Origin of the sequence: Falsiroseomonas sp. HW251 (assembly GCF_050563545.1) — a bacterium.
In the GTDB taxonomy this organism is placed as follows: Bacteria; Pseudomonadota; Alphaproteobacteria; order Acetobacterales; family Acetobacteraceae; genus Falsiroseomonas.
Map to the genome: position 1 here is coordinate 20,345 of NZ_JBNXUM010000012.1, position 25,137 is coordinate 45,481.

Sequence of the window (25,137 nt, forward strand, 5' to 3'; positions counted from 1 at the left end):
CGTTCCGTACGGAAGTACCCTAAGGGACGTCCCTGTCCGGACCATGCGGCGGGTCTAGAAACCGGACTTCCCGCCCCGGCGCTTCGCACCTGCGAATGCCAAGTTGGGGGCGAGCGTCAGCACGCCGGAAGATTGCGCGCGGCGAATGTCGAAATGTCGGGCGACCAGGAACGTGCTGCCCGCTGTTGCATTCAGTCTTGCGAAGGCATTTCAGCGGGCGAGCACGCCCCACTTGGCAGCCGATGACCGGGCCTGGGCGCTGCTTCATGGGGCCCGGGATCGTGCGTTGGTTGGACCCTAGGTTCTCATGGCCGAAAGACGACCTCGGACGAAATGGCACGGGCAGCGCCGCGCGGCGGGGCAGTTTCGTCCACCGATCGGCGGCCTGGGCGTGGCGTCGTGAACGACACCGGGGCGGCGCGCCCGATGCACGGCGATCCGGCCTTTCTCGCGGGCGGTGGCGAGCTCGCGGCGCTGGTGCGAGCAAAGGACTGGGCGTCGACGCCGCTCGGCCCGCCCGAGACCTGGCCCCGGAGCCTGAAGACCGCGGTTCGGATCATGCTGACCTCCCGCCAGCCGATCTGGATCGGCTGGGGCGAAGAGCTGACCTACCTCTACAACGACGCGTACAAGACCATCATCGGCGGCAAGCATCCCTGGGCGCTCGGCCGGCCGACCGCGGAGGTGTGGCGGGAGATCTGGGGCGAGATCGGCCCGATGCTGGCCACGGCGATGAGGGGAGACGAGGGCACCTACGTCGAAGAGCAACTCCTCATCATGGAACGCAACGGCTACCCCGAGGAGACCTACTACACCTTCTCCTACAGTCCCGTGCCCAAGGACGAGGGGGGCGCTGGCGGCATCATCTGCGCCAACACCGACGACACGCAGCGCGTCATCGGCGAGCGCCAGCTCACCTCGCTGCGGGACCTGGCCGCCGGCACGGCCGACGCGCGCAGCTGGCGGCAGGTCTGCGAGCGGGGCGCCGCCGTGCTCGCCACCAATCCGCGGGATCTCCCCTTCGCGATGATCTACATGGCGGAGCCGGACGGGCGAAGTCTGTCGCTCGTCGGCGCCGCGGGGATCGAGCCCGGCCACGCGGCGGCCCCGGCCTCCGCACCCCTCGACGGTCTGTGGCCCTGGCCCTTCGCCGAGGTGCTGCGCCATCCAGAGATGCGCGTCGTCCCCGACCTGGCGGCGCGCTTCGCGGGCGGCCCGCCGACGGGCAGCGCCTGGAATCGGCCGCCGGTGTCGGCGGCCATGCTCCCGATCTCGGTGGCGGGTGCGACCGGCCGGGCCGGTGTCCTCGTCGTGGGCCTGAACCCGTTTCGCCTGTTCGACGAGGGCTACCGGCAATTCCTCGGCCTGGTGGCGGGCCAGATCACCGCGGCCATCGCCAACGCGGACGCGTACGAGGCCGAGCGCCGTCGTGCCGAGGCGCTGGCCGAGGTTGACCGGGCCAAGACGGCGTTCTTCTCGAACGTCAGCCATGAATTCCGAACGCCACGCACCCTGATGCTGGGCGCGCTCGAGGAACTCCTCGCCAGGCCCGAGTCTCCTCCGGGCGACCGGGCGCTGGCCGAGATGGCGCATCGCAACAGCCTGCGGCTGCTCCGGCTGGTCAACGCGTTGCTCGATTTTTCGCGCATCGAGGCAGGCCGCGCCCAGGCCAACTACGAGCCGACCAACCTCGCCCGCCTTACCGCGGAGCTGGCCTCCAGCTTCCGCTCCGCCTGCGGCCACGCCGGCCTGCGCCTCGACGTCGCATGCGAGCCGCTACCGGAGCCGGTCTGGGTGGACCGGGACATGTGGGAGAAGATCGTCCTCAACCTCCTCTCCAACGCGTTCAAGTTCACCTTCGAGGGCGGCATCGCGGTGCGCCTGGCCGCCACCCCGGGCGGCGGGGCCGAGCTGCGGGTCAGCGACACCGGCACCGGCATCGCGGCGGCCGATCTGCCACGCGTCTTCGAGCGGTTCCACCGCGTCGAGGGCCAGAGGAGCCGTTCGCACGAGGGCAGCGGCATCGGCCTGGCGGTGGTGCAGGAACTCGTCCACCTGCACGGCGGGACAATTGGGGCGACGAGCGAGCCCGGCCGGGGCACGACCTTCGCCGTTACGCTGCCCTTCGGCACGGCGCACCTGCCGGCGGAACGCGTCGGCGGCCCGCGCGCCCTGTCCTGCACCGCGGACCGCGCGGCGGCTTACGTCGAGGAGGCGCTGCGGTGGCTGCCAAACGAGGTGCACGCGGAAAAGGCGGAGCCGGCGCTGCGCCACCGCGGCCAGGCGCAGGCGGTCGGCACCGCGCCGGCGACGGAGCAGGAGACGATCCTGTTGGCCGAAGACAATGCCGACATGCGCGACTACCTCTCCCGCCTCCTGTCCGCGAAGGGTTGGGCCGTGGAGGCGGTGGCCAACGGCGGGGCGGCGCTCGCGGCCGCGCGGCGCCGCAGGCCCGGCCTCGTGTTGGCTGACGTGATGATGCCGGAACTCGGCGGGCTCGAGCTGGCCGCGGCACTGCGGCGGGAGCCAGGCTTCGCGGAGGTGCCGGTCATCCTGCTCTCCGCGCGCGCCGGCGAGGAAGCACGCATCGAAGGCCTGGGGACCGGGGCGGACGATTACCTCGTGAAGCCATTCGCCGCCCGCGAGCTGCTGGCACGCGTGGCTTCGCACCTGGAGCTCGCGCGGCTGCGGCGGGGGGCCGCGGCGCAGGTGCAGCGGAGCGAGGCGCGACTGCAGGCCGCCGTCGACCTGGTGGGTCTATCGCCGTACTCCTGGGATCCCGTGACCGGCGCCCTCGAATGGGACGACCGCCTCCGGGCGATCTGGGGCCTGCCACCGGACGCCCCGGTGAACGTGGACGTCTTCCTGGCCGGCATCCACCCCGACGACCGCACCATGGTCGAGGCCGCCATCGCGGCCTGCACGGACCCCGCCGGTAACGGCGTCTACCACCTCGACTACCGCGTCGTCGGGATCGGCGACGGCGTGGAACGGTGGGTGTCCACGCATGGCCGAACCTTCTTCGAGGAAGGCCGTCCCGTCTCCTTCGTCGGCGCCGCGCTCGAGGTGACCGAACGCAAACGGGCCGAGGCGGCGCTGCGGGAGAGCGAGGCGCGGTTCCGGGAGTTCGCCGAGCATTCGGCCAGCGTGCTCTGGGTTGCCGACCTCGAGGGGGCGCGCATCGAGTATCTGAGCCGCGCCTTCGAGGCGGTGTGGGGCCGGCTGCGTGGCACGATGCCGCAGGGCCTGGAGCTCTGGACCGAGAGCATCCACGGGGATGACCGCGCCCAGGTGCTCGCGGCGATGGATCGGGTGCGCCGAGGCGAAGCCGCCGTCGCGCGATACCGCATCCTGCGTCCTTGCGGCGACGTGCGCCGGATCCGGGACACGCTCTTCCCGATGCGCGACGAGCAGGGCCGGATCAGGAAGCTCGGCGGGATAGCACAGGACGTCACTGCGCATGGCGGCACCCGCGTCTGCCTCGTCGGTGCGGAAAGGGCTTCGCGCCAGCGCCTCTCGCTGCTTCTGGGCCGCGCGGGCTATGAGGTGCAGCCCTTCGATGCCGCACGCGCCTTCCTGGACGCGGCGCCGGCCCTCCTGCCGGGATGCGTCGTGCTCGACTTCACCGCCGGCTGGGCGCCGCTGGTCGTCGGTGAGCTGAAGGCGCGCCGGATCGGCCTGCCGGTGGTCGCCCTGGGCGAGAGCCGGGGCGACGTCGGCACCGCGGTGCGGGCGATGAAGGCCGGCGCTGTCGACTGGCTCGAGGTGCCCTACGCCGACGACGCGATGCTGGCGGCGGTCGCATCGGCGCTGGCCGGCTCGGTCGAAGCCGCCGCGGGGGACCACGCGGCGGAGCATGCGCGGACGCGCATCGCGGCGCTGTCGGGCCGCGAGCGCGAGGTCCTCCAAGGGCTGCTGGCCGGCGGGACGAACAAGACGATTGCGCGGGAGATCGGGCTCAGCCCGCGCACGGTGGAGATCCACCGCGCCCACGTCATGGAGAGCCTCGGCGCTCGCACCCTCGCCGACCTCGTGCTGCTGGCCGCGGCAGCCGGGCTTCGGCCGAGCATATAGCCTGGGCCGGCACGGTGCAGCCTACCCGGTCCATGGAGGGACCTTCCGCCCTTCTCGCGGCATGAAAGCTCCGGATTCCGCCCTCTCCGGCGGTAGTCAGGTTGTGCAGTTCGAGACCACGCCTTGCCGGCGGCCGACGCTGGTTGTGTCTATGCCCGGCAACATGAAGCCGCGCCGCGCGCGCATGGTGCGGAACAGGTCCACCAGGTCCCGCATCACCCTCTTCAGGCCCTCATGCACGTTCAGCATGAAGACAAAGAGCACGGTGGAGAAGGCCATCATTACCTTGGAGAAGAGGTCGATGCCAAACGACAGCGCGCCGAGGCCGCGGAGCGGATGGTAGGGTCGATAGGACGGGACTGGAGCATGACGCGGTTCTCCTGACTTGCATTGCGACGGTCAGGCGCGGCGACACGGTTCCGCGGGGAAGAATGGCCGGGGCGCGCAGCCCCGGCCGAGTGCAACAGGGTAGGGATACGCCAGTGCCGCATCGAGTGGCCGGGAAGCCGGCCCTCCGCCAGCGGCGGGGCGGAGATCGCCGTCCGTCACAGCACCACCATGCTGTCGAGCAGGAGCTGCTCGTCTGCCGGCCATTCGGCCAGCGCCACGAAGACGGACAACAGAGAGGCGAGGATCATGGCACGCCACCGACGCGGCCGAGGCCCATGACCACCAGCAGCACGCCAGTGCCGAGCAGGAGCAGCCCGCTCCGGGCGAGCAGTTGGAAGAACCCGTCGCGCATCACGCCTCCTCCGCGCGCAGGCCGACGGCGCGCGCCACGGCGGCGAACCGCGCCGCGGTGTCGGCAAGTTTCGGGCCGAAGCCCTCGGGCCCCAGGCCCGGCATGTCGAAGCCGAGCGCCGCGAGGCGCTGCTGCACGCCGGCATCGCGCAGCGCCACGGTGGAAGCCTCGACAAGGACCGCGCGCGCCGGCGCCGGCGTCGCTGCTGGCGCCAGCACGCCGACCCAGGTCTCAGCCTCGAAGCCCGGCGCGACGGCCTCGGCAAAGGCCGGCACGGCAGGCAACGCGGCGCTGCGCGCGAGGCCCGTGACGCCGAGCGCGACCAGGCGCCCTTCGCGGATCTGCTCGATCGCCGCGCCGAGCGTGACCACGCCGCCATCCAGCGTACCGGCGACAAGGTCGATCAGCAGCGGTCCGCCGCCCCGATAGCCGACATGCTCCGGCCGGCCGCCCAGCGCCTGCGCCAGCAACTCGCTCGCGAAATGCTGCGAGGAGCCGAGGCCCGGCACGCCGATATTGGTCGGCCGTTGGGCGCGCAGACGCGCCGCATAGTCGGCGGCCGTCGCGATGCCGGACCTTGGATGCGTCACCAGCACCTGCGGCGCGCTGGCGCCCAGCAGAATGGGCGCCAGCCCCGGCAGTAAGGGCCCGCTACCCGTCACGGGCAGCGCCTCCACGGCGGCCAGGGTGTCGTTGGTGATGAGGATGGTGTGGCCATCGGCCGGCGCGCGCAGCACGGCCTGGGTGCCCAGCCGCGACGAAGCGCCGCCGATGTTCTCGATCACCACGGACTGGCCCAGCGTCGCCTGCAGCGCGGGGACGAAGGCGCGGGCGAAGGCATCGACGCCACCGCCGGGCGGAAAGGGGACGACGGCGCGGATGGTGCGCCCCGGGAAGCCCTGCGCGAAGGCGGGACGGGCGAACGGCAACGCGGCGGCGGCGAGAAGGCTGCGGCGGCGTGTCATGCGGTCTCCGGTATCGTGGCGTCATCAGGCGTAGCCAATTCCACGATCCATGACGAGTCCATTGTTTGTATTTTGCGATTGCATTGCGTTGTTCGCATCGTCACCGCGCCGCTTGCTCCTCAAGACGCAGCTACTGCAAGGGTTTGCTGCTCCTTGGATCGCTCGCGGGAAGGCTTTCCCGGCGCCATGCGCGGGCCGCATGCCGTCCGTGGCGCCGCACCCGGTGACGCGTCCGTCCGGGATTTGGTGGAAAGGACGCCTCATCATCGTGCTATGGTCCGGCCGCGACCGTCGTCGCCACGGAGGCCCGCGTTGCATCCTCAGAGCATCGCCGTGATCGGCGCCGGCTTCAGCGGCACGCTGCTGGCGCTGCACCTGCTGCGAAAATGTCCGCCGGGGACGCGCGTGACGCTGCTCGAGCGAAACCGCAGCTTCGGCCGCGGCCAGGCCTATGCCACCGGCAATGCCGGCCATCTCCTCAACGTGCCGGCTGGCCGGATGAGCGCCTTCCGCGACCGGCCCGACGACTTCCTGGACTGGCTGCGCCTGCGCGCGGCGTCCGACGCCACGATCGCGGAGCCCGCCGCAGGAGCCTTCGTGTCGCGCGGGCTCTATGGTGACTACGTCCGCCATCTCCTGAATGCGGAGATCGCACGGCCGCACGAGCGCCATCGCCTCGACCTCGTGCGCGGCGACGTGGTCGGCCTTGCGGAGACGCCGGAGGGGCTGCGCCTGTCGCTCGATCGAGGGCGCGCGGTCGTCGCAGACCTCGTCGTGCTTGCCATTGGCAACTTCCCGCCGGAATTGCCGCCCGGCATCGATCCCGCCGCGCTGGGCAGTCTTTGGTATCGCCCAGACCCTTGGGCGCCGGAGGCGCTCGGTGGCCTCGACCCCGACGCGACCGTGCTGCTGCTGGGCACCGGGCTGACGACGGTGGATGCGGTGGTCTCGCTGCTGGATGCCGGGCATCGCGGGCCGATTCACGCGCTGTCGCGCCGCGGCCTGCTGCCGCACGCCCATGCGCCGGGCGTGCCGGTGCCGCCGCCGGCCGGCGCGCTCCCGACGAGCCTATCGGCGCTGACGCGCCTGGTGCGGAAGGAAGCGCGGCGGCGCGTCGCCCAGGGGCTTCCCTGGCAGCCGCTGATCGACTCGCTCCGGCCCTTCACCCAGGACCTTTGGCAGGCGATGGCGCCGGCGGAGAAGGCGCGCTTTCTGCGCCATCTCCGCCCCTGGTGGGACGTGCATCGCCATCGCATGGCGGGTCCCGTCGCGGTGCGGATCGAGGCTGCGCGTGCCGCGGGCCAGTTCGTCGTGCAGGCCGGGCGCATCCGCGACGTCGCCGATCGCGGGGATACGGTGGAACTGACCTTCCGCGCGCGGCGCGACGGCGCGATCCGGACGCTGCGCGCGGCACGGCTGGTGAACTGCGCCGGGCCGGGCTGCGACTACGACCGCATCGCCGACCCACTGGTGCGCGGGCTGCTCGACAGCGGGCTCGGCCGCGCCGATCCGCTGCGGCTCGGGCTGGACGTCACGGCGACCTGCGCGCTGCGCGACCGAAACGGCGCGATCTCGAGGCGGCTGTTCGCGATCGGGCCGGTCACCAAGGCGGCGTTCTGGGAGATGACGGCAGCGCCCGACATCCGCCGCCAGTGCGAGACGCTGGCCGACCACATCGCCGGCGTCCTCGCCGCGCTGCCCGCGCGCGACGCCGCCTGACCGGGTCACACTCGGGATCCGATTTCCCAGCTGCCCCTTCAATGGAAACGAATTCTATCAGACACTCTATTCGGCGAACAATATAGGAAATTTTGTCATGCCCTCTCGCCATTCTGGTGACGCCGGCGCATAGGTCGTTTCGCACCGCCGCTCCACGGGCGGGCGAGCCGGAGGCCAGTGCATGCCCTGGGAGTTGCCGGTCGCGGCCTCGCCTTCCTTGCGGCAGGTAGCGCAGGAGATGAATGCCCGCTTCGGCAGCCTGGATGCCGCGTCCAGGCTGCGGGAGGCCGCTGCGCTCTTCCCTGGCCGCATCGCCGCCGTGTCGTCCTTCGGCACGCAATCCGCCGTGCTGCTGCATCTCGTCGCCGGCGTGGACCCGCGCATCCCCGTGATCTTCCTCGACACGGGCAAGCTGTTCGTGGAGACGCTGCGCCACCGCGACGCGCTGGTCCGCGATCTCGGACTGCTGGATGTCCGCAGCGTCCGCCCCGACGCATCCGAACTCGCCGACCGCGATCCCGACGGCATCTTGTGGGCCCGCGACGCCGAGGCCTGCTGCGCCTTGCGGAAGGCGGCGCCGCAGGCGCGCGCGCTGGAGGGCTTCGCGATGATCGTCACCGGCCGGAAGCGCTACCAGACCGCCGAACGCCGGCGCCTGCCCTGGGTGGAGTCCGCCTCGGACGGGAGGCTGCGGCTCAACCCGATCGCGGACTGGGATGCCTCCACCATCGAGGCCTACCGCGTCGTGAATGAGTTGCCGGCGCATCCGCTGGCCGAGCAGGGCTATCCCTCGGTCGGCTGCCGCCATTGCACCGACCGCGTCGCACCCGGCGAGGACCAGCGCGCCGGCCGCTGGCGCGGCCAGGCGAAGACGGAGTGCGGCATGCATCCCCGCAGCCTCGGCGAGGTCACGGGCACGTCCGTCGTCCGTCACGTCGTGCGACGCTGATCCCGCCTGGCCCGCGATTGCTCCGAGTGTGCACGCCGCAGGCGGGCATCCGAAGAGCGTGAATCGCCGGGCCGGGGAAAGCTGGACCCGCATTGCCCTGACCACAGTCAGGGCAATGCGGGTCTAGGTCGTCGCCAGCAGCGATCCCAGGTCGTAATCCGCCAGGCCGGCCGCGAAGCTTGCGTGAGCGCTGACGAGCCGCCGCGGCCAGCCCGCGACGAGGCGCTCGACGGCCGGGTCCGGCGCGAAGGCCACGATCCGCCGCGCCGCGACGCCCTCCGCCTCGAGCGCCGCAAGCGTCGCCTCGCCCGACACCGCCAGCGACGGAAGGTGGATCAGCCGGGCGGGCAGCGATCCCGCCAGCGCCGCGCGGCAGGCCAGCGCCACCGAGGCGCGCACGGAGGCGACCGGCAACTGACGCTCCGCCGCGAGTGGCGCCACGAAGCGCCGGCCCGCCCGTGCATGCCGCACGAGGTCGGAGAGATAGCCTGCCCCCGGCGCGCCGCTCCGGATCGTGCGGACGATCGAGATCGGCAGGCGAAGCGCAACACCGTCCACCTCGCCGCGTCGCGTCGCCTCCGCAACCAGCAACTCCGCGACAGCCTTCGTCGTGCCATAGGTGCCCGCCGGGGCCAGCGCGGCCGTCTCGTCCGGCTCCGCGACGCCGCCGGCGAGCACCGCGACCGAGGAGAGCAGCACCAGACGCGGCGGACGCGGCAGGCCGCGGCACCACGCGATCACGGCGCGCGTGCCCTCGACATTGATCGCCCAGGCCGCTTTCGGGTCGGCATCGCTGGCCAGGCTCGTGATCGCCGCGCCGTGCACCACCGTATCGGGCACGAAGCCCTGCGGCAGGACATCCGCGATCGCCGCGAGGTCGCCAACGAAGCAGCGGAACGGGCCATCGGCCGGCACGCGGTCCAGCACCGTCACCTCCGCCACGTCCGGCATCTCCGCGAGCGCCGCGGCGATGCGGCCGCCGAGGAAGCCCGCGCCGCCGGTGACGAGGATGCGCGCGCCGCTACTCCGCGCGGACATTCGCGGTCCGGATCACCTCCGCCCAGCGCCGCACGTCCTCGGCCAGGAAGACGGCGAAGGGCTCCGCCGCGCGCAGGTTCGGCGCCATGCCGAGCCGCGTCGTCTCCGCGATCGCCTCCGGCTTGTCCATGGTCTGCGCGACCAGCGTGCGATAGCGAGCGAGCGCCGGCGCCGGCACGGCGGCTGGTGCAAAGAGCGCAAGCCAGGCATCGGCCTCCACGCCCGGCACGCCGGCCTCCGCCAGCGTCGGCAGTTGCGGCAGGTGCGGCGAGCGGTTGGGCGAGGCGACCGCGAGCGCGCGCAGCCGGCCGGCCCGCACCTGGTCCAGCACCGTCGGCGTGGTGGCGAAGGACACGTCGACATGGCCGCCTAGCATGTCCTGCAGCAGCGGCGCCGAGCCGCGATAGGCGACATGCGTCATGTCGAGCCCGGTGCGCGCGCGGAAGAGCTCGAGCGTCAGATGCGCCGCCGAGCCCTGCCCGGTCGAGGCGCAGGACAGCCTGCCGGGCTGCGCGCGCAGCAAGGCCAGGAATTCCGGCACGTCGCGCGCCGGCAGCTCGTTGCGCACGACCAGGATGTGCTGGAGGTCGGCCAGCCCCGCGATCGGCGTGAAGTCCCGGATCGGATCGTACCCGCCGCCCTGCGCGATGAGCGAGACGTTGGTCGCATGCGTCTGGTTGTTGCCGAGCACCAGCACCGTGCCGTCGGCGGGGCCCTGGGCGACCCGCCTGGTGCCGATCGCGCCGGCGCCGCCCGAGACGTTCTCCACGACCACGGGCTGGCCGAGGTCGCGCGCGATGTCCTGCGCGACGAGCCGCGCGAGCAGGTCGGTCGGGCCGCCCGCGGGATAGGGCACGACGATGGTCACGGGGCGCGGCGGCACCCAGGGACCGGCCTGCTGCGCGCCGGCAGCCGCGGGCATGGCGAGGGCGAGCGCGAGCGCCTGGCGGCGGCGAAGCATGTCCCGTTGTCCTCCCGGATGCACGCGATCAGGCTGCGTCACGCCTGCGTTGCGCGCAAGGCAGGCGTGACGCTGGAATGGCTTTCCCCGTGCGGCACCGGACGCGGAACGAAACTCTCGTTCCGCGCGCCGCGGCAGCAAGGAACGCGCGATCGCGACGCGCCAGGTGCAAAGCGCCGCGCCATCGGCGAAGCTGTCCGGGGCAAGGAGGAAACGAGGATGAGATTCACCGCCACGACGCGGCGCGCCCTGATCGGCGCGGCGGCAGCATCGCTACCCGTGGCGGTCCAGGCGCAACCCGACTGGCCGGCGCGTCCCGTGCGGATCATCATCCCCTCGGCGGCCGGCGGCGCCGCCGACTTCATCGGCCGCACCCTCGGCCGCGCCTTCGAGCCGTCGCTGCACCAGCCCGTCGTCATCGACAACCGCGCCGGCGCGGGCGGCGTGCTCGGCACCGAGGCCGCGAAGCAGGCCGCGCCCGACGGCTACACCTTCCTCGTCTCCACCAACTCCACCCATGCGGCGAACGAGTTCCTGTTCCGCCGCCTGCCCTACGACCCCGTGCGCGACTTCGCGCATGTCGGGCTGATCGGCACCTACCCCACCATCGCGGTCGTCTCCGCCGACGCGCCATTCAAGTCGATCCCGGCGCTCGTTGCGCACGCCAAGGCCAACCCGGGGCGGGTCTTCTACGGCTATTACTCCTCCTCCTCGCAGGTGCCCTCGGCGCTGCTGAAGGCGCGGGCGGAGATCGACGTCACCGGCGCCTCCTATCGCAACATCACGCAGATCGTGCCGGACCTCATCAGCGGGCAGATCCAGTTCGCCTTCCTCGATGCGCTGTCGGCCGCGCCGGCGCTGCAATCCGGCCGCGTGGCGCCGATCGCCGTCTCCTCGGCGCGGCGCACCGTGCAGAATCCGGACCTGCCGACAGTCGCGGAGAGCATCCCCGATTTCGTCGTGGAGGGCTGGTTCGGCCTGACCGCGCCAGCCGGCACGCCCGCGCCGATCGTCGATCGCCTGGGCACGCTGCTGCGCGACGCCGTCGCGGACCAGGCGGTGGCCGCGGCGCTGGTACGGCAGGGCCTGACGCCGGGCTTCATGCCGGCCGCCGAGATGGACCGCTTCCTCGTCGCCGACCGCGCGCGCTGGCAGGATTGGGTGCGCATCGCCGGGATCCACCCGGAGTGAGCCTGGCGCCGCCGCCGGGCCGCATTCCGCCCGGCACGCTCCGCGTCGCGCTGTCGCGCGGCGCGGTCTTCGTCGGGCCGGGCGCGGGGGTGCCGATCCTCTGCATTCCCGGCGGCTATCACGGCGCCTGGTGCTTCGCGCCGTGGCTCTCGATCCTCGGCGCGGCGGGCATCGCAGCCGCCGCGCTTGAGCCGCGCGGCAAGGGCACGCTGGAGCACGGCGCCGATCCCGCGACCGGCGTGGACGACTACGCCGCCGATGCGGTGGAGGCCGTCGCCGCGCTCGGCGGCCGGGCCGTGCTGCTCGGCCACAGCCTCGGCGCGCTGATCGCAATGCGGGCCGCGGAGCGGCTGGGCGATGCGGCGGGGCTGATGCTGGTCGCGCCCTCTCCGCCGGGCAACCTGCCAGGCGCGCAGCGCGTGCCGCTCGTGGCAGAAGGCGCGATGCTCAGGCCGCCCCCGGCCGCGGTGGTCGCGGCGCGCTATCTCGGCGGCGAGCGACCGGAGGGGCTGGCCGACTACGTCGCCGCGCTGTCGCCGGAAGCACCTCGCGCGCTGAACGAGCGTTACGCGCTGTCGATCCCGATCGATGCGTCGCGCCTCGCCGGGGTGCGCGCCCTCGTCGTCGAGGCCGGTCGCGACGATCCGGAACGCCATCCGCCCGGGCAGGACCAGGCGATCGCGCGCTTCCTCGGCGGCGCGCACGTCGTGCTGCCGGACGCGCCGCATTGCCTGATGACCGGCCCCTGGGCCGAGTCGGGCGTGGCGCCTGTGATCGACTGGCACCGCGCCCTGTTCCCGGCCTGAGGAGAACGCTGCCATGCTCGCCCGACGCCGCCTCGCCGCTGCCCTCGCGCTGGCCCCGGTCGTTGCCCGTGCGCAGGCGCCTTCCTGGCCGCGGCGGCAGGTGACCTATGTCGTGCCCTTCCCGCCCGGCGGCACAACGGACCTGCTGGCGCGCCTCGTTGCGGAACGGCTCGCGGTGCGACTGAGCCAGCCCGTGGTGGTGGAGAACCGGCCGGGCGGGACGGCGACGGTCGGCTCGCGCGCGGTGGCGCGGGCGGAGCCCGACGGTCACACCATCCTGATGTCCAACATCGCCTCGCACGGCATCGCGCCGGCGCTGGTGCCGGACATCGGCTACGACCCGCGGCGCGACTTCGCGCATGTCGCGCTGATCGGCACCATCCCGAACGTGCTGCTGGTCAACCCAGCGCTGCCGGCGCGCACGCTGCCGGAGTTCATCGCGCTGGCGAAGACACGCCCAGGCGGCCTCAGCTACGCCTCGCCGGGCGCGGGCAGTTCCTCCCACCTGACGATGGAGTTGCTGAAGCGCAGCGCGGGGGTCGAGGTGCTGCACGTGCCCTACCGCGGCACCGGCCCGGCGCTGAACGACCTGCTGGCCGGCACGGTGCACGCCTTCGTGGACAATTTGCCGACCGCGACCGGCCACATCCGCGGCGGCACGCTGCGCCCGCTCGGCGTCACGAGCCTGGCCCGCGCGCCGGGCTTCCCGGACATCCCAACCTTCGACGAGCAGGGCTTGCCGGGCTTCTCGGCATCTTCCTGGCAGGGCGTCTCGGCGCCGGCGAGCACGCCGGCCGGGGTGGTCGCGATGCTGAACGCCGAGATCCGCGCCGTCCTGGCCGAGCCGGCAGTGGCAGAGCGGCTGCGCGCGCTGGAGGTGGAGCCCGGCACGCTCGATCCCGCGGGCTATGCGGCCTTCATCGACGCGGAACTCACGAAATGGGCGACCGTGGTGCGAGAAGCGGGCATCCGCATGGAATGATTGACGCGGCGGCGAGGCGACGCTTGCGAATGGGCTAAGAGTCGGCCACCCAATGACCGCTTCGGGTCGGACTTTCACGTAGCCGCGGTGCCGAATGCGCTACCGCTCGTCGGCGCGCGCGCCCGGGCACGTCGTTGTCGGGACCCGAGGGAGAGCCGTGCCTCATACGCAGGGCGTTCGTTGCCGCCGCATCCCTGCGCCGGCCGCACGTAGCCGGACAGCACCTGCAGCAACCCGTTCCGCGACTGGTGCTGCATCTGGAAGACAGCGCCGTTCGCACGCGGCGCCGCGGAGAGAATGTCCGTGCGCGGTGCCAAGCAGTGTCCAGAAGGCGTGGAGTGCCTGCCGGATCTACAGAGTGCCTCGCCTTGGCGGCCACCGCTCGGGCCCGCCGGTATCGGGTAGAGCGCGATGCCAGGACGCCGTAGCGGGATGTTCGCGGATGTGGCGGTCCCGACGCACCCCGTCCAATCCACAAGCGTCTGAATAGATTGGCGGACCCGACACGATTCGAACGTGCGACCTTTGCCTTCGGAGGGCAACGCTCTATCCAGCTGAGCTACGGGTCCGTGCCCGCCCTCTCTACCGGAACCCCCAGCCCGACGGAAGCCCCGAGGCAGCCCTGGGCATTCACGCCCCGCCGCGGCCCGGGCTAAGCTCCGCCGCCCACGCGCACCCGGAAACGCCCGATGACCGATGGCCCCGCCCCCGGCTCGAACGAAGCCAGGACCCTGCTCCAGGCCCTCTACAAGGAAATGGAGCCGCAGCACCTCTTTCCCCTGTGGGAGGTGCTCGCCGCCCTTGTCACGCCGACCCCGACCTCCGCCGTCCAGCCGCATCTCTGGCATTACGAGGACGCCCGCGCCCATCTGCTGCGGGCCGGCGACCTGATCTCGGCCGAGCAGGCGGAGCGCCGCGTGCTGATCCTGGAGAATCCGGGCCTGCCCGGCACCTCCTCTGTTACCAGCAGCCTCTATGCGGGGCTGCAACTGATCCTGCCGGGCGAGGTCGCGCCCTGCCACCGCCACACACAATGCGCGCTGCGTTTCGTGATGGAAGGCGACGGCGCTTTCACCGCGGTCGATGGGGAGAAGGCGGTGATGCGGCCCTTCGACCTCATCCTGACGCCGAACTGGCAGTGGCATGACCACGGAAACGATTCCGGCCGGCCGATGATCTGGCTGGACGGGCTCGATATCCCGACGGTGCGGTTCTACGCCGCGTCCTTCGCGGAACGCCTGCCCGACGGCGCCATGGCGCACCCCGAGACCGCGCCGCCCGGCGACACCGCCGCGCGCTACGGGCGCAACCTTCGCCCCTTCGGCGGCACCGCCGCGGCAAGACGTCCGGGCCGGCTGCCACTGTTCCACTATCCCTACGCGGAGTGGCGGGAGAGCCTGGCGGTGATGGCGCGCGCCGGCGACCCGGACGCGCATCTCGGCCACGCGCTGGAGTTCATCAACCCCGCCGATGGCGGCGACGTCATGCCGACCATCGCGGCGCATGTGCGGCTGCTGCCGCGCGGCTTCGCGACCCGCGCGCGGCGGTCGACCGACGCCACCGTCTTCGTCGTGGTGGAAGGCAGCGGCACGGCGCGCATCGGCGGCCGCCAGCTCGCGCTCGCGCCGCGCGACATCTTCGTCGTGCCGTCCTGGGCGGCGCTGGAACTGGAAGCCGCGACGGAACTCGTGCTCTTCGGCTATTCCGACGCGGCGGCGCAGCGCAAGCTCGGGCTCTGGCGGGAGACGCGCGAATAGCTGCGCCTACCGGTTCAGCAGCCCGTCCATCAAGCTCCGCAGCATCCCCGCGCCTTCGCTGAGGCCTTCCATCCGCAGCGGCCGGCCTTCCGGCGTGCCGGCGGCGCGGGCGAAGCCGGGGCCGCGGTCCTGCAGCAACTCCGCCGCGGACAGGCGCCCGTCGCCGTCATAGTCCAGGCTCTCCACCAGCGTGCGCGCGGCCAGGATGCCGCCCAGCGCGCCGGCGCCGACGGCCGTCGCCAGCACCTCCTGCGTCGCGCCTTCCTGCACCGCGAGCAGCCAGGCCGCGCCGCGCGCCAGGCGCGCCAGCTCCGCCGGCGACAGCCGCGCATCGCCGCTGACATCGCCCTGGCGCAGGATCGCCTCGGCGCAGGCGCCGGGCGTCCCGGTCCCGCAGGCAGCCTCGAGGTTCTCGAGCGCGGCAAGGAAGGCGATGCCCTCCCCGTGCAACGCGGCGAGCGCCGCGGGCGGCGAGTCGCAGCGGCGCCAGGCCTGGGGCGCGGCGTCGCCCGGCAGCCGGTCATCGCGGGTCTTGGCCTCGGGCTCGATGGTCTCGAGCCCCTCGGCCGCGGCGCGGAACATCAGCCGCGGCGCCTCCGGCCCCGTGCCGGTGCCGAGCGCATAGCCCGCCGCGGACCCCAGCGTCGCGAAGCGGTACAGCCGCGCCGGCGCCTCGGCATCCACCCGCGCCGCGGCGCGGCCGGTCAGCACCAGCATCGCGGCGGGATCGGCACAGTCGCCGGCGAACCAGGCGCCACGCAGCGCCTCCGGCACGCCCTGCGCGGCGGCAGGACCGGCGAGCAGCAGCGCCAGCGCGAAGCCCAGGCTTCTCATCGCACCTCGATCTCCGCCCCCGTGCAGAGGTCCACGCCTTCTCGCAGAACCTCGCGCCCGTCGCGGAAGACCGCGACCAGGTCGGCGGCGCAGGCCTCGGGTTCGGTGGGCTCGATGTCGATCGTCGCGCCGATCGGCAGCGTGTCGGCGCCCAGCCGGTCCTCGCCGCGATCGCCGCCGCGCCGGCCCGTGTAGATCTCCACCACCGGCAACTGGCCGGCATTGCGCAGCCGCAGGCTGTTCGGCGAGACGCCGGACGGCGCGGGCAGGTCGGGGCCGGGATCGTCGCCCGGGTCCAGCCGCGCGGCCACCACCCAGCCCGGACGCAGCACGATGCGCGGCTCGTCGCAGATGTTCACTGCGCGCCGTTCCTCCGCCGCGCCGGAGGGGAAGACGATGCGCAGGTCCGCCTCGCACTCGCCCTGCATCTCGACCGTCGCCTCCCCGCCCTGTTCCAGGATCGCCGCGCCCAGGCGGTCGGGACCCCAGTCGGCATCGGTGCTGGCGGAGAGGTAGGCCTGCTGCACGGCGGCGAGGTGCCGGTTCGCCAGCACCAGGCGCCGCGTCGGCGGCCGGGGGATGCCGCTGCGGTCGAAAGCGACGGCGCGCGCCTGGCAGAGGTCGAGGCCGCGCTTCACCTCCTCGCGATCGTCGTCGTAGACGGCGCGCAGGTCGAAGCGGCACTCGCGCGCGCGCAGCCGCAGCGCGAAGCGCCCGTTCGGCTGGATCGTCCCGGCGCCGAGGCGGTCGGGCCCCCACGGGCGCTCAGCCTGGCGCTCGGGTTGGCGGTCCGCGGCCTCCCCGGCCGGGCGGGCATAGAGTTCGCGCAGCGCGACCTGGCTGGCATTGGCGACCGCGGCGTCGAGCGTCGGCAGGGCGGGATCGCCGAAGACCAGGCGCGGCGCGCGGCAGACATCCACCCGCGGCCGCTGTTCCTCGGTGCCGCCCTGGAAGACGGCGGTGACGTTGAAGACGCAGTCCCGCGTCCGGCCGAGCCGCGCTCGATAGGTGGCGCCCGGCGCGACGGTGTCGTTGCCCAGGCGGTCGGGTCCGCGATCGGCAGCATTGGGCGGCGCGAGGTAGAGCTCCTGCAGGAACAGGTCCGTCTCGTTCTGGACCGTCACCTCCCGGTTCGGCGGCGGCTGCGGCTGGGCGAGCGCGGGCGCGCCGAGGCCGACGCCCGTCAGAAGGCCAAGCATCGCGCAGCGGGCCACCATGGCCCGGAGGCTGGTCATGTCGCACAGTCCCAGGTTCCGGCGCGCCACCATGCGGCCGCGCGGCGCGCCTCGGCAAGCCGACCGGCGCCGCATCCGTTTCGCGGCCGGACGCGGCGTCGTTGCGCCGCTGGTTTGCGCCACCGGCGAGGCTGTCCTAGCCTTGCGGCGTTGCGCGTTGCCGGCCTCGAGGGAGGACAACCATGACCATCCGCCGCCGCACCACGATCGCGGCCTCCGCCGGGCTCGCGGCCTCCGCCGCCCTGTTCCGCCCCGCCGTCGCGCAGCAGCGCTTCCCCAGCATGTTCGTCTTCGTCCCCGCCGGCCCGGGCGGCGGCTGGGACGGGCTCGGCCGCGCCATCGAGCAGGCGTCCCGCGCGGCGGGCCTGGTCGGCAGCTTCCAGTTCGAGAATGTGGGCGGCGCCGGCGGCGCGGTCGGGCTGCCGCGTTTCGTCGGCCAGCGGCGCGGCCGCGGCGACGCGATCATGGTCGCGGGCGCGGTGATGGTGGGATCGCTGATCACCAACCGCACGCCCGTCGGGCTGAAGGACGTCACGCCGGTCGCGCGCATGACGACGGAGCCCGGGGTCATCGTCGTCCCCGCCAGCTCGCCGTTCCAGAACCTGCAGGACTTCCTGAACGCGCTGCGCGCGAATCCCGGCGCGGTCTCGGTCGGCGGCGGCAGCGCGGGCGGCATCGACCACATCACCCTCGGCCTGATCCTGAAGGCGCTGGGCAAGAACGCGCGGGAGGCATCCTATGTCGCCTTCGCCGGTGGCGGTCCGGCCCAGGCCGCGATCCTCGGCGCGCAGGTCCGCGCGGGCATCTCCGGCGTGTCGGAATTCTCCGAGCAGATCAAGGCCGGCCGCATGCGCGCGCTGGCCACGACCGGCGAGACGCGCAGCCTGGAGGGCGTGCCGACGCTGAAGCAGAGCGGCATGGACATCGTCATCGGCAACTGGCGCGGCGTCTTCGGCGCGCCGGGCATCAACGCCAACCAGCGCCAGGCGCTGACGGATTGGATGACGGCGCTGCACGCCTCGTCCCAATGGCGCGAGATCCTGGAGCGGCAGGGCTGGGACGACGCCTTCCTGACCGGCACGGCCTTCGAGGAATTCCTGCGCCGCGACCAGGCGGAGACGGAGCAGGTGCTGAAGGACATCGGACTGGCCAGCTAGGCCGGCAGCCCACCGGGGAAGGGGGCGCAGGGCATGCGTGAGAACCCGCATCGCGGCGCGGACATCGCCGTGGCGATCTTCGTGCTGCTGACGGGATTGCTGACGGCCTGGCAGGCCGCGGTCATCCCGGCCTCGCCGCTCTATGCGCAGGTCGGTCCGAAGGCGATCCCCTTCCTGGTGGCCGCGGGCCTGGTGGTGCTGGGCGTCGCGCTGACCGTGGTCGCGCTGCGCGGCGGCTGGTCGCACGACATCGAGGAATTGCAGGGCGCGCCGCCGGTGAACTGGCGCGCCATCGGCCTGCTGCTGGCGAGCCTGCTGGCCAACATCGCCCTGATCGTGCCCTTCGGGTTCACCGTGGCCGCGACGGTGCAGTTCGCGCTCGTCTGCGCGGCCTTCGGCTCGCGCTCGCACCTTCGCAACCTCGCGATCGCCTTCGTCGTCTCGCTCGGCGCCTATGCGCTGTTCGTGAAGCTGCTGGGGGTGAACATCGGCGCGGGCGTGATCGAGGCGCTGGTCTTCGGGAGCCCGGAATGACCCGCCGACACGAAGACCAGGGCCGCGAAGGCGGCCCCGCGCGCAGGGCGACCCAAGACAAGCGCGCGACAGCGCGTAGGCGCGAAAGGCAAGCCGCCGGAGGCGTCACGCGGAATGCGTGCCTTCGGCACGACGCCCGCCGCCTGAGGGCCCCATAATGGACGCGATCTCGGGGCTCGCGATGGGGTTCGGCAACGCGCTGAGCCTTGCCAATCTGGGCTGGGCGCTGCTGGGCTGCTTCCTCGGCACCGCAATCGGCGTGCTGCCGGGGATCGGGCCGGCGCTGACCATCGCCCTGCTGCTGCCGATCACCTTCACCGTCCCGGCCACCGGCGCCTTCATCCTGTTCTGCGGTGTCTTTTACGGCGCGATGTATGGCGGCTCGACCACCTCGATCCTGCTGAACACGCCGGGTGAGAGCGGCTCCATCATCACCGCGCTGGAAGGGGCGAAGATGGCGCGCAGCGGGCGCGCGGGGCCGGCGCTCGCGACATCGGCGATCGGCAGCTTCGTCGCCGGCACCGTCGGCACGCTCGGCATCGCCTTCCTCGGGCCGGTGGTGGTGGACCTCGCGCTGACGCTGGGGCCGGCCGAGTATTTCTCGCTGATGATCCTGTGCTTCGTCACGGTCTCCGCCGTGCTCGGCGGCAGCGCGCTGCGCGGCCTGACGAGCCTGTTCTTCGGCCTGCTGCTCGGCCTGGTCGGCATCGACCTGCAGACCGGCCAGCCGCGGCTGACCTTCGGCGTCCCCGAATTGCTGGACGGCGTCAACGTCGTGCTCGTCGCCGTCGCGCTCTTCGCGGTCGGCGAGACGCTCTACCTCGCCTGGCGCTACGCCGAGGGCAAGCAGGAGGTGCTGCCGGTCGGCTCGATCATGATGTCGAAGTCGGACTGGAAGCGCAGCTTCTGGCCCTGGATCCGCGGCGCGGGGCTCGGCTTCCCCTTCGGCGTGATGCCGGCGGGCGGCACCGAGATGCCGACCATGCTGAGCTACTACGCCGAGAGGAAGCTCGCCTCACCGGAGGCGCAGAAGGAATTCGGCACCACCGGCGCGATCGAGGGCGTGGCCGGCCCGGAAGCCGCGAACAACGCGGCCGCCGCGGGCATCCTGGTCCCGATGCTGACGCTCGGCCTGCCGACCAGCGCGACGGCGGCGATCATGCTGAGCGCCTTCCAGTCCTACGGCATCCAGCCCGGGCCGCTGCTGTTCACGAGCCAGGCCGAGCTCGTCTGGACGCTGATCGCGAGCCTCTTCATCGCCAACGTCATGCTGGTGGTGCTGAACCTGCCGCTGGTCGGGCTCTGGGCGCGGATCCTGAAGATCCCGCAGCCGCAGCTCTATGCCGGGATCCTGGTCTTCGCGACGATCGGGACCTACGGCATCAGCAACTCCGTCATCGACCTCGTGCTGCTCTACGGCATCGGGATCATCGCGATGTTCATGCGCCGCTTCGACTTCCCCGTCGCACCGGTGGTCATCGGCATGATCCTGGGCCCGATGGCCGAACAGGCGCTGCGCCAGGCGCTGACCATCAGCCAGGGCGACTGGACGACCTTCGTCACGCGGCCGATCTCGGCCTGCATCATGGCCGTCGCGCTGCTGGCGCTGGCGGGGCCGCGGCTCTATGGCGCCTGGGTGCGGCGGATGGCGGGCTGATCCCGGTTCATTCCGCAGGTCGGCCGTCGAAAACGGACGCTGCGAAACGGGTTGGCAGCGGGGCACCGAATGGGCGAAATGACGCCCGCGTAAGGGTCGTTGCCCGCGGCCAGCCCGGCCGTGGCGGCGCCCGCGAGGAAGGAAAAAGCTATGCTCACCCGCCGCGCCACCCTGATCCTGCCGCTCGGCCTGCTGCCGCTCGCGGCCTGCGAGACCACCCCCCCGCCGGCCCCGCCCGCGCCGCCGCCGCCGCAGGCCGCCGCCGTGTCCGAGGAGATCACGCTGCGAGCCATCGTGGAGACGGTGGACCGCACCAAGCGCGAGATCCTGCTGCGCGGCCAGGACGGCGCCCAGTCCGGCGCGCTGGTCACGATGCGCGTCGGCCGCGAGGTGCAGAACTTCAACCAGATCCGCTCCGGCGACCGGGTGACGGTCCGCTACCTCGTCGCCGTCGCCGCGGCCATCGCGCCGGCCACGGGCCGCGGCAGCGCGCCCACCCGGGAGATCGCCGGCGTCCGCGCCGCCCCGGGCGAGCGCCCGGCCGGCGCGGTGGGCGAGCTCACCCGCGTGCGCGTGCGCGTCACGGCGGTGGACCAGGCGACCAACACCGTCAGCTTCGTCGGCCCGAACAACCGCCCGCGCACGGTCGTGGTGAAGCGGCCGGAGATGCAGGCGCTGCTGCGCAACGTGCGCGTCGGCGACAACATCGACATCGCCTTCGAGGAGGCGCTGGCGCTCTCCGTCACGCCGACGCCGCAGAGCAACTGAGGCGACGCCTGAAGCGGGCGGTGGGGCGACCCGCCGCCCGCCTCGCCAGGCCTTGCACCGGCGGCGTCGCGTTCAGCGCGCCGGCACGGCGCAGGCCGCGACGACCAGCGCGATCAGGTCGTCGGCAACCGCCGGCGTGAAGATCGCGCCCCCCCCGCCTTCGACGCGCAAGGCGCAGAAGCCGTGCACGGCCGCCCAGGCAAGCGCGAGCCGCGCCCGGCGCGCGCGCGCATCCAGCCCGGGCACCAGCGCCTCCATCGCGTCGGACAGCACCGCGAAGGATGCGGCCGTCGCGGCGCGCCAGGCGGCGTCGCCGCGGTCGATCAGCTCGGCGCGGAACATCAGCCGGAAATGCGCGGGATTGCCGCGCGCGAAGGCGATGTAGCCGCGCCCCGTCGCGCCCAGCCGCGCGGCGGCATCCGCGCCCGGCGGCAGCGCCGACAACTCCGCCCGCATCGCCGCCTGAAGTCGTGCCTCGCCCTCGACCGCGCACGCGGTGAGCAGGCCGCGCTTGTCGCCGAAATGCGGCGTGGCGGCGGAATGCGACACGCCGGCGCGCCGCGCGCATTCACGCAGCGTCACCGCGTCCGGGCCGCGTTCGCGCACGATCTCGGCCACCGCGTCCAGCAGTGCCTGTCGGAGCGCGCCGTGATGGTGGCGGCCCTCCGCCTTCGGGGTCACGGACATGATCGCATCCTGACGCCGAGGACTGAACTTGACAACGGTCAGTTCGAAGCGGCATAAACTGACCACTGGCAAGTTCAGGAGGCTCCCCTGCCCGCCGAAACCATCTTCTCCGCCGCCAACATGCTCGCCATGGCTGGCTGGCTCGCGCTGCTGGTCGCGCCCCGCGCGCCGTTGGTGACCTGGCGCCTGGCCGGCATCGCCATCCCGGGTCTCCTCGCCGCGCTCTATGCCGTGCTGCTCGCGGCCCACGCGCCGGGGGCGGAGGGCGGCTTCTCCTCCCTTGCCGGCGTCGCCGCCCTGTTCCGCTCGGAGGGCGTGCTGCTCGCGGGCTGGGTCCACTACCTCGCCTTCGACCTGTTCATCGGCGCCTGGATCTGCCGGCGCGGCGCGGCCGACGGCCTCCATCCCTGGCTCGTGCGGCTCTGCCTGCCGCTGACCTTCCTCGCCGGCCCGATCGGGCTGTTGACCTTCCTCGGCCTGCGGGCCGCCATGGCGAAGGAGGCCCGCGCATGAGCGCGCATGTCCTGCGGCCCGCCACCCCCATCCTGGCAGAGCTCGCCGCGCGCCAACCCCTTCTGGCCCGCGCGGGCTGGGCGATGCTGTGGCTGCTGCTGGCTTGCCTGGTCGCGATGGCCTTCGACCCGCGCAGCGTCAACGGCGTCTCCGTGTGGGTGAAGCCGGCGAAGTTCGCGGCGTCCTTCGTCGCGTGGTTCTGGACGCTGGCCTGGGCCTGGGGCGTGCTGGCGCCGGCGGTGCGCGACGGCTGGGCCGCGCGCGCGGTGCTGTGGGGCACGCTCGGCGCGGGCTTGTTCGAACAGGGCTGGATCACGCTGCGCGCCCTGCTCGGCCAGCCCAGCCACTTCGCCACCGATCCGCTCGGCGGCGTGATGTACGGGCTGATGGGGCTGGCGGCGGTGCTGCTGGTGGCGTTGGCCGCGCTGCTCGGCGCGCTGGTCCTGCGGCATGGCGATTTGGCAAGGCCGCGAGCTTGGCGGCATGCGGTCGGGCTCGGCCTGATCGTGGGCGGCGCGATCGGCGGCTTCACCGGCGCGAGCATCTCGGCACACCAGACGCCGCATGTAGGCGGCGTGCTGAGCGATGCCGCGAATTTCCCGCCCTTCTTCTGGTCGCGCGACGGCGGCGACCTTCGGGTCGCGCATTTCCTCGGCATCCATGCCATGCAGGCCCTGCCGGCGATCGCGTTGCTCGGCGCCGGTACGGGGATGGTCTGGCTCGGCGCGGCGGGATGGACGGCGCTGAGCCTCGGCGCCTATGCGCTCGCCCTCGCCGGGGTGCCGGTGTCGCCCTGACCGCCGCACGCCCGCCACGATCCCCCGCCATCCATCTGACGTGACCGAGAACGTCGTTCGCCGCCGCAGCCTCTTCGCCGCGCTCGTCCTCGCCATCGCCGCGCTGCTGGTCTGGCTGACTTGGCGCGCGCTCGCGCCTGGCGGCGTCAACACCGCGGAGTGGCTGATCCTGCTCTGCGTCCTGCCGACCGTGCCCTGGGCCGCGCTTTCGGCGGCGAATTCCATCACCGGCCTGGCGATCCTCCTCGACAGCGACGACCCGCCGGGCTTCGTGCTGCCCGCGCTGCGCCGGGCGCGGCCTGGCCCGCCGCAATCCGTCACCGCGCTCGCCGTCTGCATCCGCAACGAGGACATGGCTTCCGTGCTGCCCCCGCTCGGCCGCCTGCTGGACGGGCTGGCGGAAGCCGGCGCGGCCGACCGCTTCCGCCTCTGGCTGCTGTCGGACACGCAGGACCCCGCCCATGCCGCCGCCGAGGCAGCCGCCATCGCCGCCTTCGCGGCGCGGCATCCGCATGTCCATTACCGCCGCCGCGAACGGAACGAGGGCTTCAAGGCCGGCAACTTGATGGACTTCCTCGACCGCCACGCCGGCGAGGCCGCCTTCTTCATCACGCTCGACGCCGACAGCGTGATGACGCCGAGCGCCGTGCTGCGGCTGGTCGCGATCATGGAAGCCGAACCGCGGCTCGCGATCGTGCAGCAGCTCATCGTCGGGCGCCCCGCCGCCGCGGCCTTCCCGCGCCTGTTCCAGTTCGGCATGCGCGCGGGCATGCGGAGCTGGGCGACCGGCCAGGCCTGGTGGCAGCTCGATGCCGGGCCCTATTGGGGGCACAACGCGATCATCCGCTGCGCGCCCTTCCGCGACCACGCGCGGCTCGAGCCTCTTGCCGACGGGAGCCGCATCCTCTCCCACGACATGGTGGAGAGCGTGCGCCTGCAGGCCGCGGGCTGGCGCGTGCGCTGCCTGCCGGAGGAGGACGGCAGCCTCGAATCCAACCCCCCCGCCATGCCGGAATTCCTCATCCGCGACGAGCGCTGGGGGGCGGGCAACATGCAGTACTGGCAGCTGCTGAAGCTGCCCAACTTCACCCCGATGGGCCGGCTGCAGCTGCTGCAGGCGATCCTGCTGTTCCTCGGCGCGCCGCTCCATGCGGCGGTGCTGGTCCTCGCTGCGGTCAACGCGGCCACGGGCGGCGGCGCGGCGACGCCGATGGGGGCGCTGGCGATCGCGGTCTTCGCGCATTGGCTCTGCTACTTCGCGCCCAAGCTGTCGGGCTATGCGCAGGCGCTGATCCAGGCTCCGGTCGCCGCGCGCTACGGCGGCCGCGCCGCCTTCGCGAAGGGCGCGGCGGCGGAGTTCGCATTCATGCAACTCTTCGAGCCGCTGTCGACGCTGAACAAGGCGATGTTCCTGGTCACGCTGCCCTTCGGGCGGCGCGCGGGATGGGCGCCCCAGAACCGCGCCGCGCGCGGCATCGCCTGGCAGGACGCGGCGCGGCTGCTCTGGCCGCACACGCTGATCGGCGTCGCGCTGACGCTGATCTTCGCCACGGTCTCGCCGGCCGCGCTGCTGGTCGCCCTGCCCTTCACGGCCGGCATGGTGCTGGCGATCCCGCTCTGCGTGCTCAGCGCCGACCCCGCCCTCTCGGCCTGGCTGCGCGATCGGCGCATCGCCGCGACGCCCGAGGAATTGGAGGAGCGGGCCGCCCAGCGTGAATCAGCGTGAAAGCAGTGTGAAAACCGCACGCCGCCCAACCAATGCGCGAATATT

General features: G+C 72.8%; 21 protein-coding genes and 1 tRNA gene. 14 read left to right on the top strand and 8 right to left on the bottom strand.

The features are described from left to right. The first annotated feature begins 399 nt into the window (after nucleotides 1-399). The gene (locus ACLF3M_RS15715) at nucleotides 400-4,074 is read left to right on the top strand and encodes a response regulator (protein ID WP_430657892.1); all 3,675 of its coding nucleotides are present in this window, start codon (nucleotides 400-402) and stop codon (nucleotides 4,072-4,074) included. Between the two features lie 96 nt (nucleotides 4,075-4,170). Here the strand turns inward: ACLF3M_RS15715 and ACLF3M_RS15720 are convergent, their stop codons facing one another. Both ACLF3M_RS15720 and ACLF3M_RS15725 read right to left on the bottom strand, forming a co-directional pair. After that, nucleotides 4,171-4,356: a hypothetical protein gene (locus ACLF3M_RS15720; RefSeq protein ID WP_430657893.1), complete on the bottom strand. Its 186-nt coding sequence runs from the start codon at nucleotides 4,354-4,356 to the stop codon at nucleotides 4,171-4,173. A 459-nt stretch (nucleotides 4,357-4,815) separates the two neighbouring features. Next, a complete protein-coding gene (locus ACLF3M_RS15725) occupies nucleotides 4,816-5,781 on the bottom strand; it encodes a Bug family tripartite tricarboxylate transporter substrate binding protein (RefSeq protein ID WP_430657894.1) in 966 nt (321 codons plus the stop codon). Nucleotides 5,782-6,093: 312 nt separating this feature from the next. Between ACLF3M_RS15725 and ACLF3M_RS15730 the strand changes: the two genes are divergently transcribed. Beyond that, entirely contained in the window at nucleotides 6,094-7,500 is a 1,407-nt protein-coding gene (locus ACLF3M_RS15730; RefSeq protein WP_430657895.1) for an FAD/NAD(P)-binding protein, read from the top strand. Nucleotides 7,501-7,681: 181 nt separating this feature from the next. Next, complete coding sequence (locus tag ACLF3M_RS15735) at nucleotides 7,682-8,449, top strand: phosphoadenylyl-sulfate reductase (RefSeq protein WP_430657896.1); 768 nt, start codon at nucleotides 7,682-7,684, stop codon at nucleotides 8,447-8,449. A 123-nt stretch (nucleotides 8,450-8,572) separates the two neighbouring features. On the opposite strand, the gene ACLF3M_RS15740 is transcribed toward ACLF3M_RS15735, so the two are convergent. Both ACLF3M_RS15740 and ACLF3M_RS15745 read right to left on the bottom strand, forming a co-directional pair. Beyond that, complete coding sequence (locus ACLF3M_RS15740) at nucleotides 8,573-9,487, bottom strand: NAD-dependent epimerase/dehydratase family protein (protein WP_430657897.1); 915 nt, start codon at nucleotides 9,485-9,487, stop codon at nucleotides 8,573-8,575. Further along, nucleotides 9,471-10,448, bottom strand: a complete 978-nt coding sequence (locus ACLF3M_RS15745; RefSeq protein WP_430657898.1) for a Bug family tripartite tricarboxylate transporter substrate binding protein — start codon at nucleotides 10,446-10,448, stop codon at nucleotides 9,471-9,473. Before ACLF3M_RS15745 ends, ACLF3M_RS15740 begins: the two co-directional genes overlap by 17 nt. Before the next feature lie 219 nt (nucleotides 10,449-10,667). Between ACLF3M_RS15745 and ACLF3M_RS15750 the strand changes: the two genes are divergently transcribed. Genes ACLF3M_RS15750 through ACLF3M_RS15760 form a run of 3 tightly spaced genes read left to right on the top strand, consistent with a single transcriptional unit; the run spans nucleotide 10,668 to nucleotide 13,427 of the window. Then, nucleotides 10,668-11,639: a Bug family tripartite tricarboxylate transporter substrate binding protein gene (locus tag ACLF3M_RS15750; RefSeq protein WP_430657899.1), complete on the top strand. Its 972-nt coding sequence runs from the start codon at nucleotides 10,668-10,670 to the stop codon at nucleotides 11,637-11,639. Next, nucleotides 11,636-12,445: an alpha/beta fold hydrolase gene (locus tag ACLF3M_RS15755; protein WP_430657900.1), complete on the top strand. Its 810-nt coding sequence runs from the start codon at nucleotides 11,636-11,638 to the stop codon at nucleotides 12,443-12,445. Before ACLF3M_RS15750 ends, ACLF3M_RS15755 begins: the two co-directional genes overlap by 4 nt. Nucleotides 12,446-12,458: 13 nt before the next feature. Further along, the gene (locus tag ACLF3M_RS15760) at nucleotides 12,459-13,427 is read left to right on the top strand and encodes a Bug family tripartite tricarboxylate transporter substrate binding protein (RefSeq protein WP_430657901.1); all 969 of its coding nucleotides are present in this window, start codon (nucleotides 12,459-12,461) and stop codon (nucleotides 13,425-13,427) included. Between the two features lie 492 nt (nucleotides 13,428-13,919). Here ACLF3M_RS15760 and ACLF3M_RS15765 read toward each other — a convergent pair. Further along, nucleotides 13,920-13,996, bottom strand: a tRNA-Arg gene (locus ACLF3M_RS15765). Nucleotides 13,997-14,116: 120 nt separating this feature from the next. Here ACLF3M_RS15765 and gtdA point away from each other — a divergent pair. Further along, entirely contained in the window at nucleotides 14,117-15,184 is a 1,068-nt protein-coding gene (gene gtdA / locus ACLF3M_RS15770) for a gentisate 1,2-dioxygenase (RefSeq protein WP_430657902.1), read from the top strand. A 6-nt stretch (nucleotides 15,185-15,190) separates the two neighbouring features. Here gtdA and ACLF3M_RS15775 read toward each other — a convergent pair whose 3' ends face one another. Further along, on the bottom strand, nucleotides 15,191-16,018 hold the full coding sequence (locus ACLF3M_RS15775; protein ID WP_430657903.1) for a hypothetical protein: 828 nt from the start codon (nucleotides 16,016-16,018) through the stop codon (nucleotides 15,191-15,193). Continuing rightward, nucleotides 16,015-17,253: a hypothetical protein gene (locus tag ACLF3M_RS15780; RefSeq protein ID WP_430657904.1), complete on the bottom strand. Its 1,239-nt coding sequence runs from the start codon at nucleotides 17,251-17,253 to the stop codon at nucleotides 16,015-16,017. Before ACLF3M_RS15780 ends, ACLF3M_RS15775 begins: the two co-directional genes overlap by 4 nt. 182 nt (nucleotides 17,254-17,435) lie before the next feature. Here ACLF3M_RS15780 and ACLF3M_RS15785 point away from each other — a divergent pair, with 182 nt between their 5' ends. The 4 genes from ACLF3M_RS15785 (at nucleotide 17,436) to ACLF3M_RS15800 (ending at nucleotide 21,369) form a co-directional block, all read left to right on the top strand. After that, the gene (locus ACLF3M_RS15785) at nucleotides 17,436-18,410 is read left to right on the top strand and encodes a tripartite tricarboxylate transporter substrate binding protein (RefSeq protein WP_430657905.1); all 975 of its coding nucleotides are present in this window, start codon (nucleotides 17,436-17,438) and stop codon (nucleotides 18,408-18,410) included. 33 nt (nucleotides 18,411-18,443) lie between these two features. Then, nucleotides 18,444-18,944 carry a tripartite tricarboxylate transporter TctB family protein gene (locus ACLF3M_RS15790; RefSeq protein WP_430657906.1) on the top strand — a complete coding sequence of 167 codons (501 nt, stop codon included), beginning with the start codon at nucleotides 18,444-18,446 and terminating at the stop codon, nucleotides 18,942-18,944. Nucleotides 18,945-19,101: 157 nt separating this feature from the next. Next, nucleotides 19,102-20,601: a tripartite tricarboxylate transporter permease gene (locus tag ACLF3M_RS15795; protein ID WP_430657907.1), complete on the top strand. Its 1,500-nt coding sequence runs from the start codon at nucleotides 19,102-19,104 to the stop codon at nucleotides 20,599-20,601. 150 nt (nucleotides 20,602-20,751) lie between these two features. Beyond that, nucleotides 20,752-21,369 (top strand): hypothetical protein, encoded by a 618-nt coding sequence (locus ACLF3M_RS15800; RefSeq protein ID WP_430657908.1) that lies wholly within the window; start codon nucleotides 20,752-20,754, stop codon nucleotides 21,367-21,369. Between the two features lie 72 nt (nucleotides 21,370-21,441). Here the strand turns inward: ACLF3M_RS15800 and ACLF3M_RS15805 are convergent, their stop codons facing one another. Next, nucleotides 21,442-22,056, bottom strand: coding sequence for a TetR/AcrR family transcriptional regulator (locus ACLF3M_RS15805; protein WP_430657909.1), 615 nt, complete (start codon nucleotides 22,054-22,056; stop codon nucleotides 21,442-21,444). A gap of 102 nt (nucleotides 22,057-22,158) precedes the next feature. On the opposite strand from ACLF3M_RS15805, the gene ACLF3M_RS15810 reads away from it, so the two are divergent. The 3 genes from ACLF3M_RS15810 to mdoH are packed head-to-tail and all read left to right on the top strand — an operon-like array spanning nucleotide 22,159 to nucleotide 25,092. Continuing rightward, nucleotides 22,159-22,569, top strand: a complete 411-nt coding sequence (locus ACLF3M_RS15810; protein WP_430658059.1) for an ABA4-like family protein — start codon at nucleotides 22,159-22,161, stop codon at nucleotides 22,567-22,569. Continuing rightward, nucleotides 22,566-23,366, top strand: a complete 801-nt coding sequence (locus tag ACLF3M_RS15815; RefSeq protein WP_430657910.1) for a hypothetical protein — start codon at nucleotides 22,566-22,568, stop codon at nucleotides 23,364-23,366. Before ACLF3M_RS15810 ends, ACLF3M_RS15815 begins: the two co-directional genes overlap by 4 nt. Beyond that, nucleotides 23,329-25,092: a glucans biosynthesis glucosyltransferase MdoH gene (mdoH, locus tag ACLF3M_RS15820; protein WP_430657911.1), complete on the top strand. Its 1,764-nt coding sequence runs from the start codon at nucleotides 23,329-23,331 to the stop codon at nucleotides 25,090-25,092. The genes ACLF3M_RS15815 and mdoH overlap by 38 nt, the downstream gene beginning before the upstream one ends. Nucleotides 25,093-25,137 lie beyond the last annotated feature (45 nt).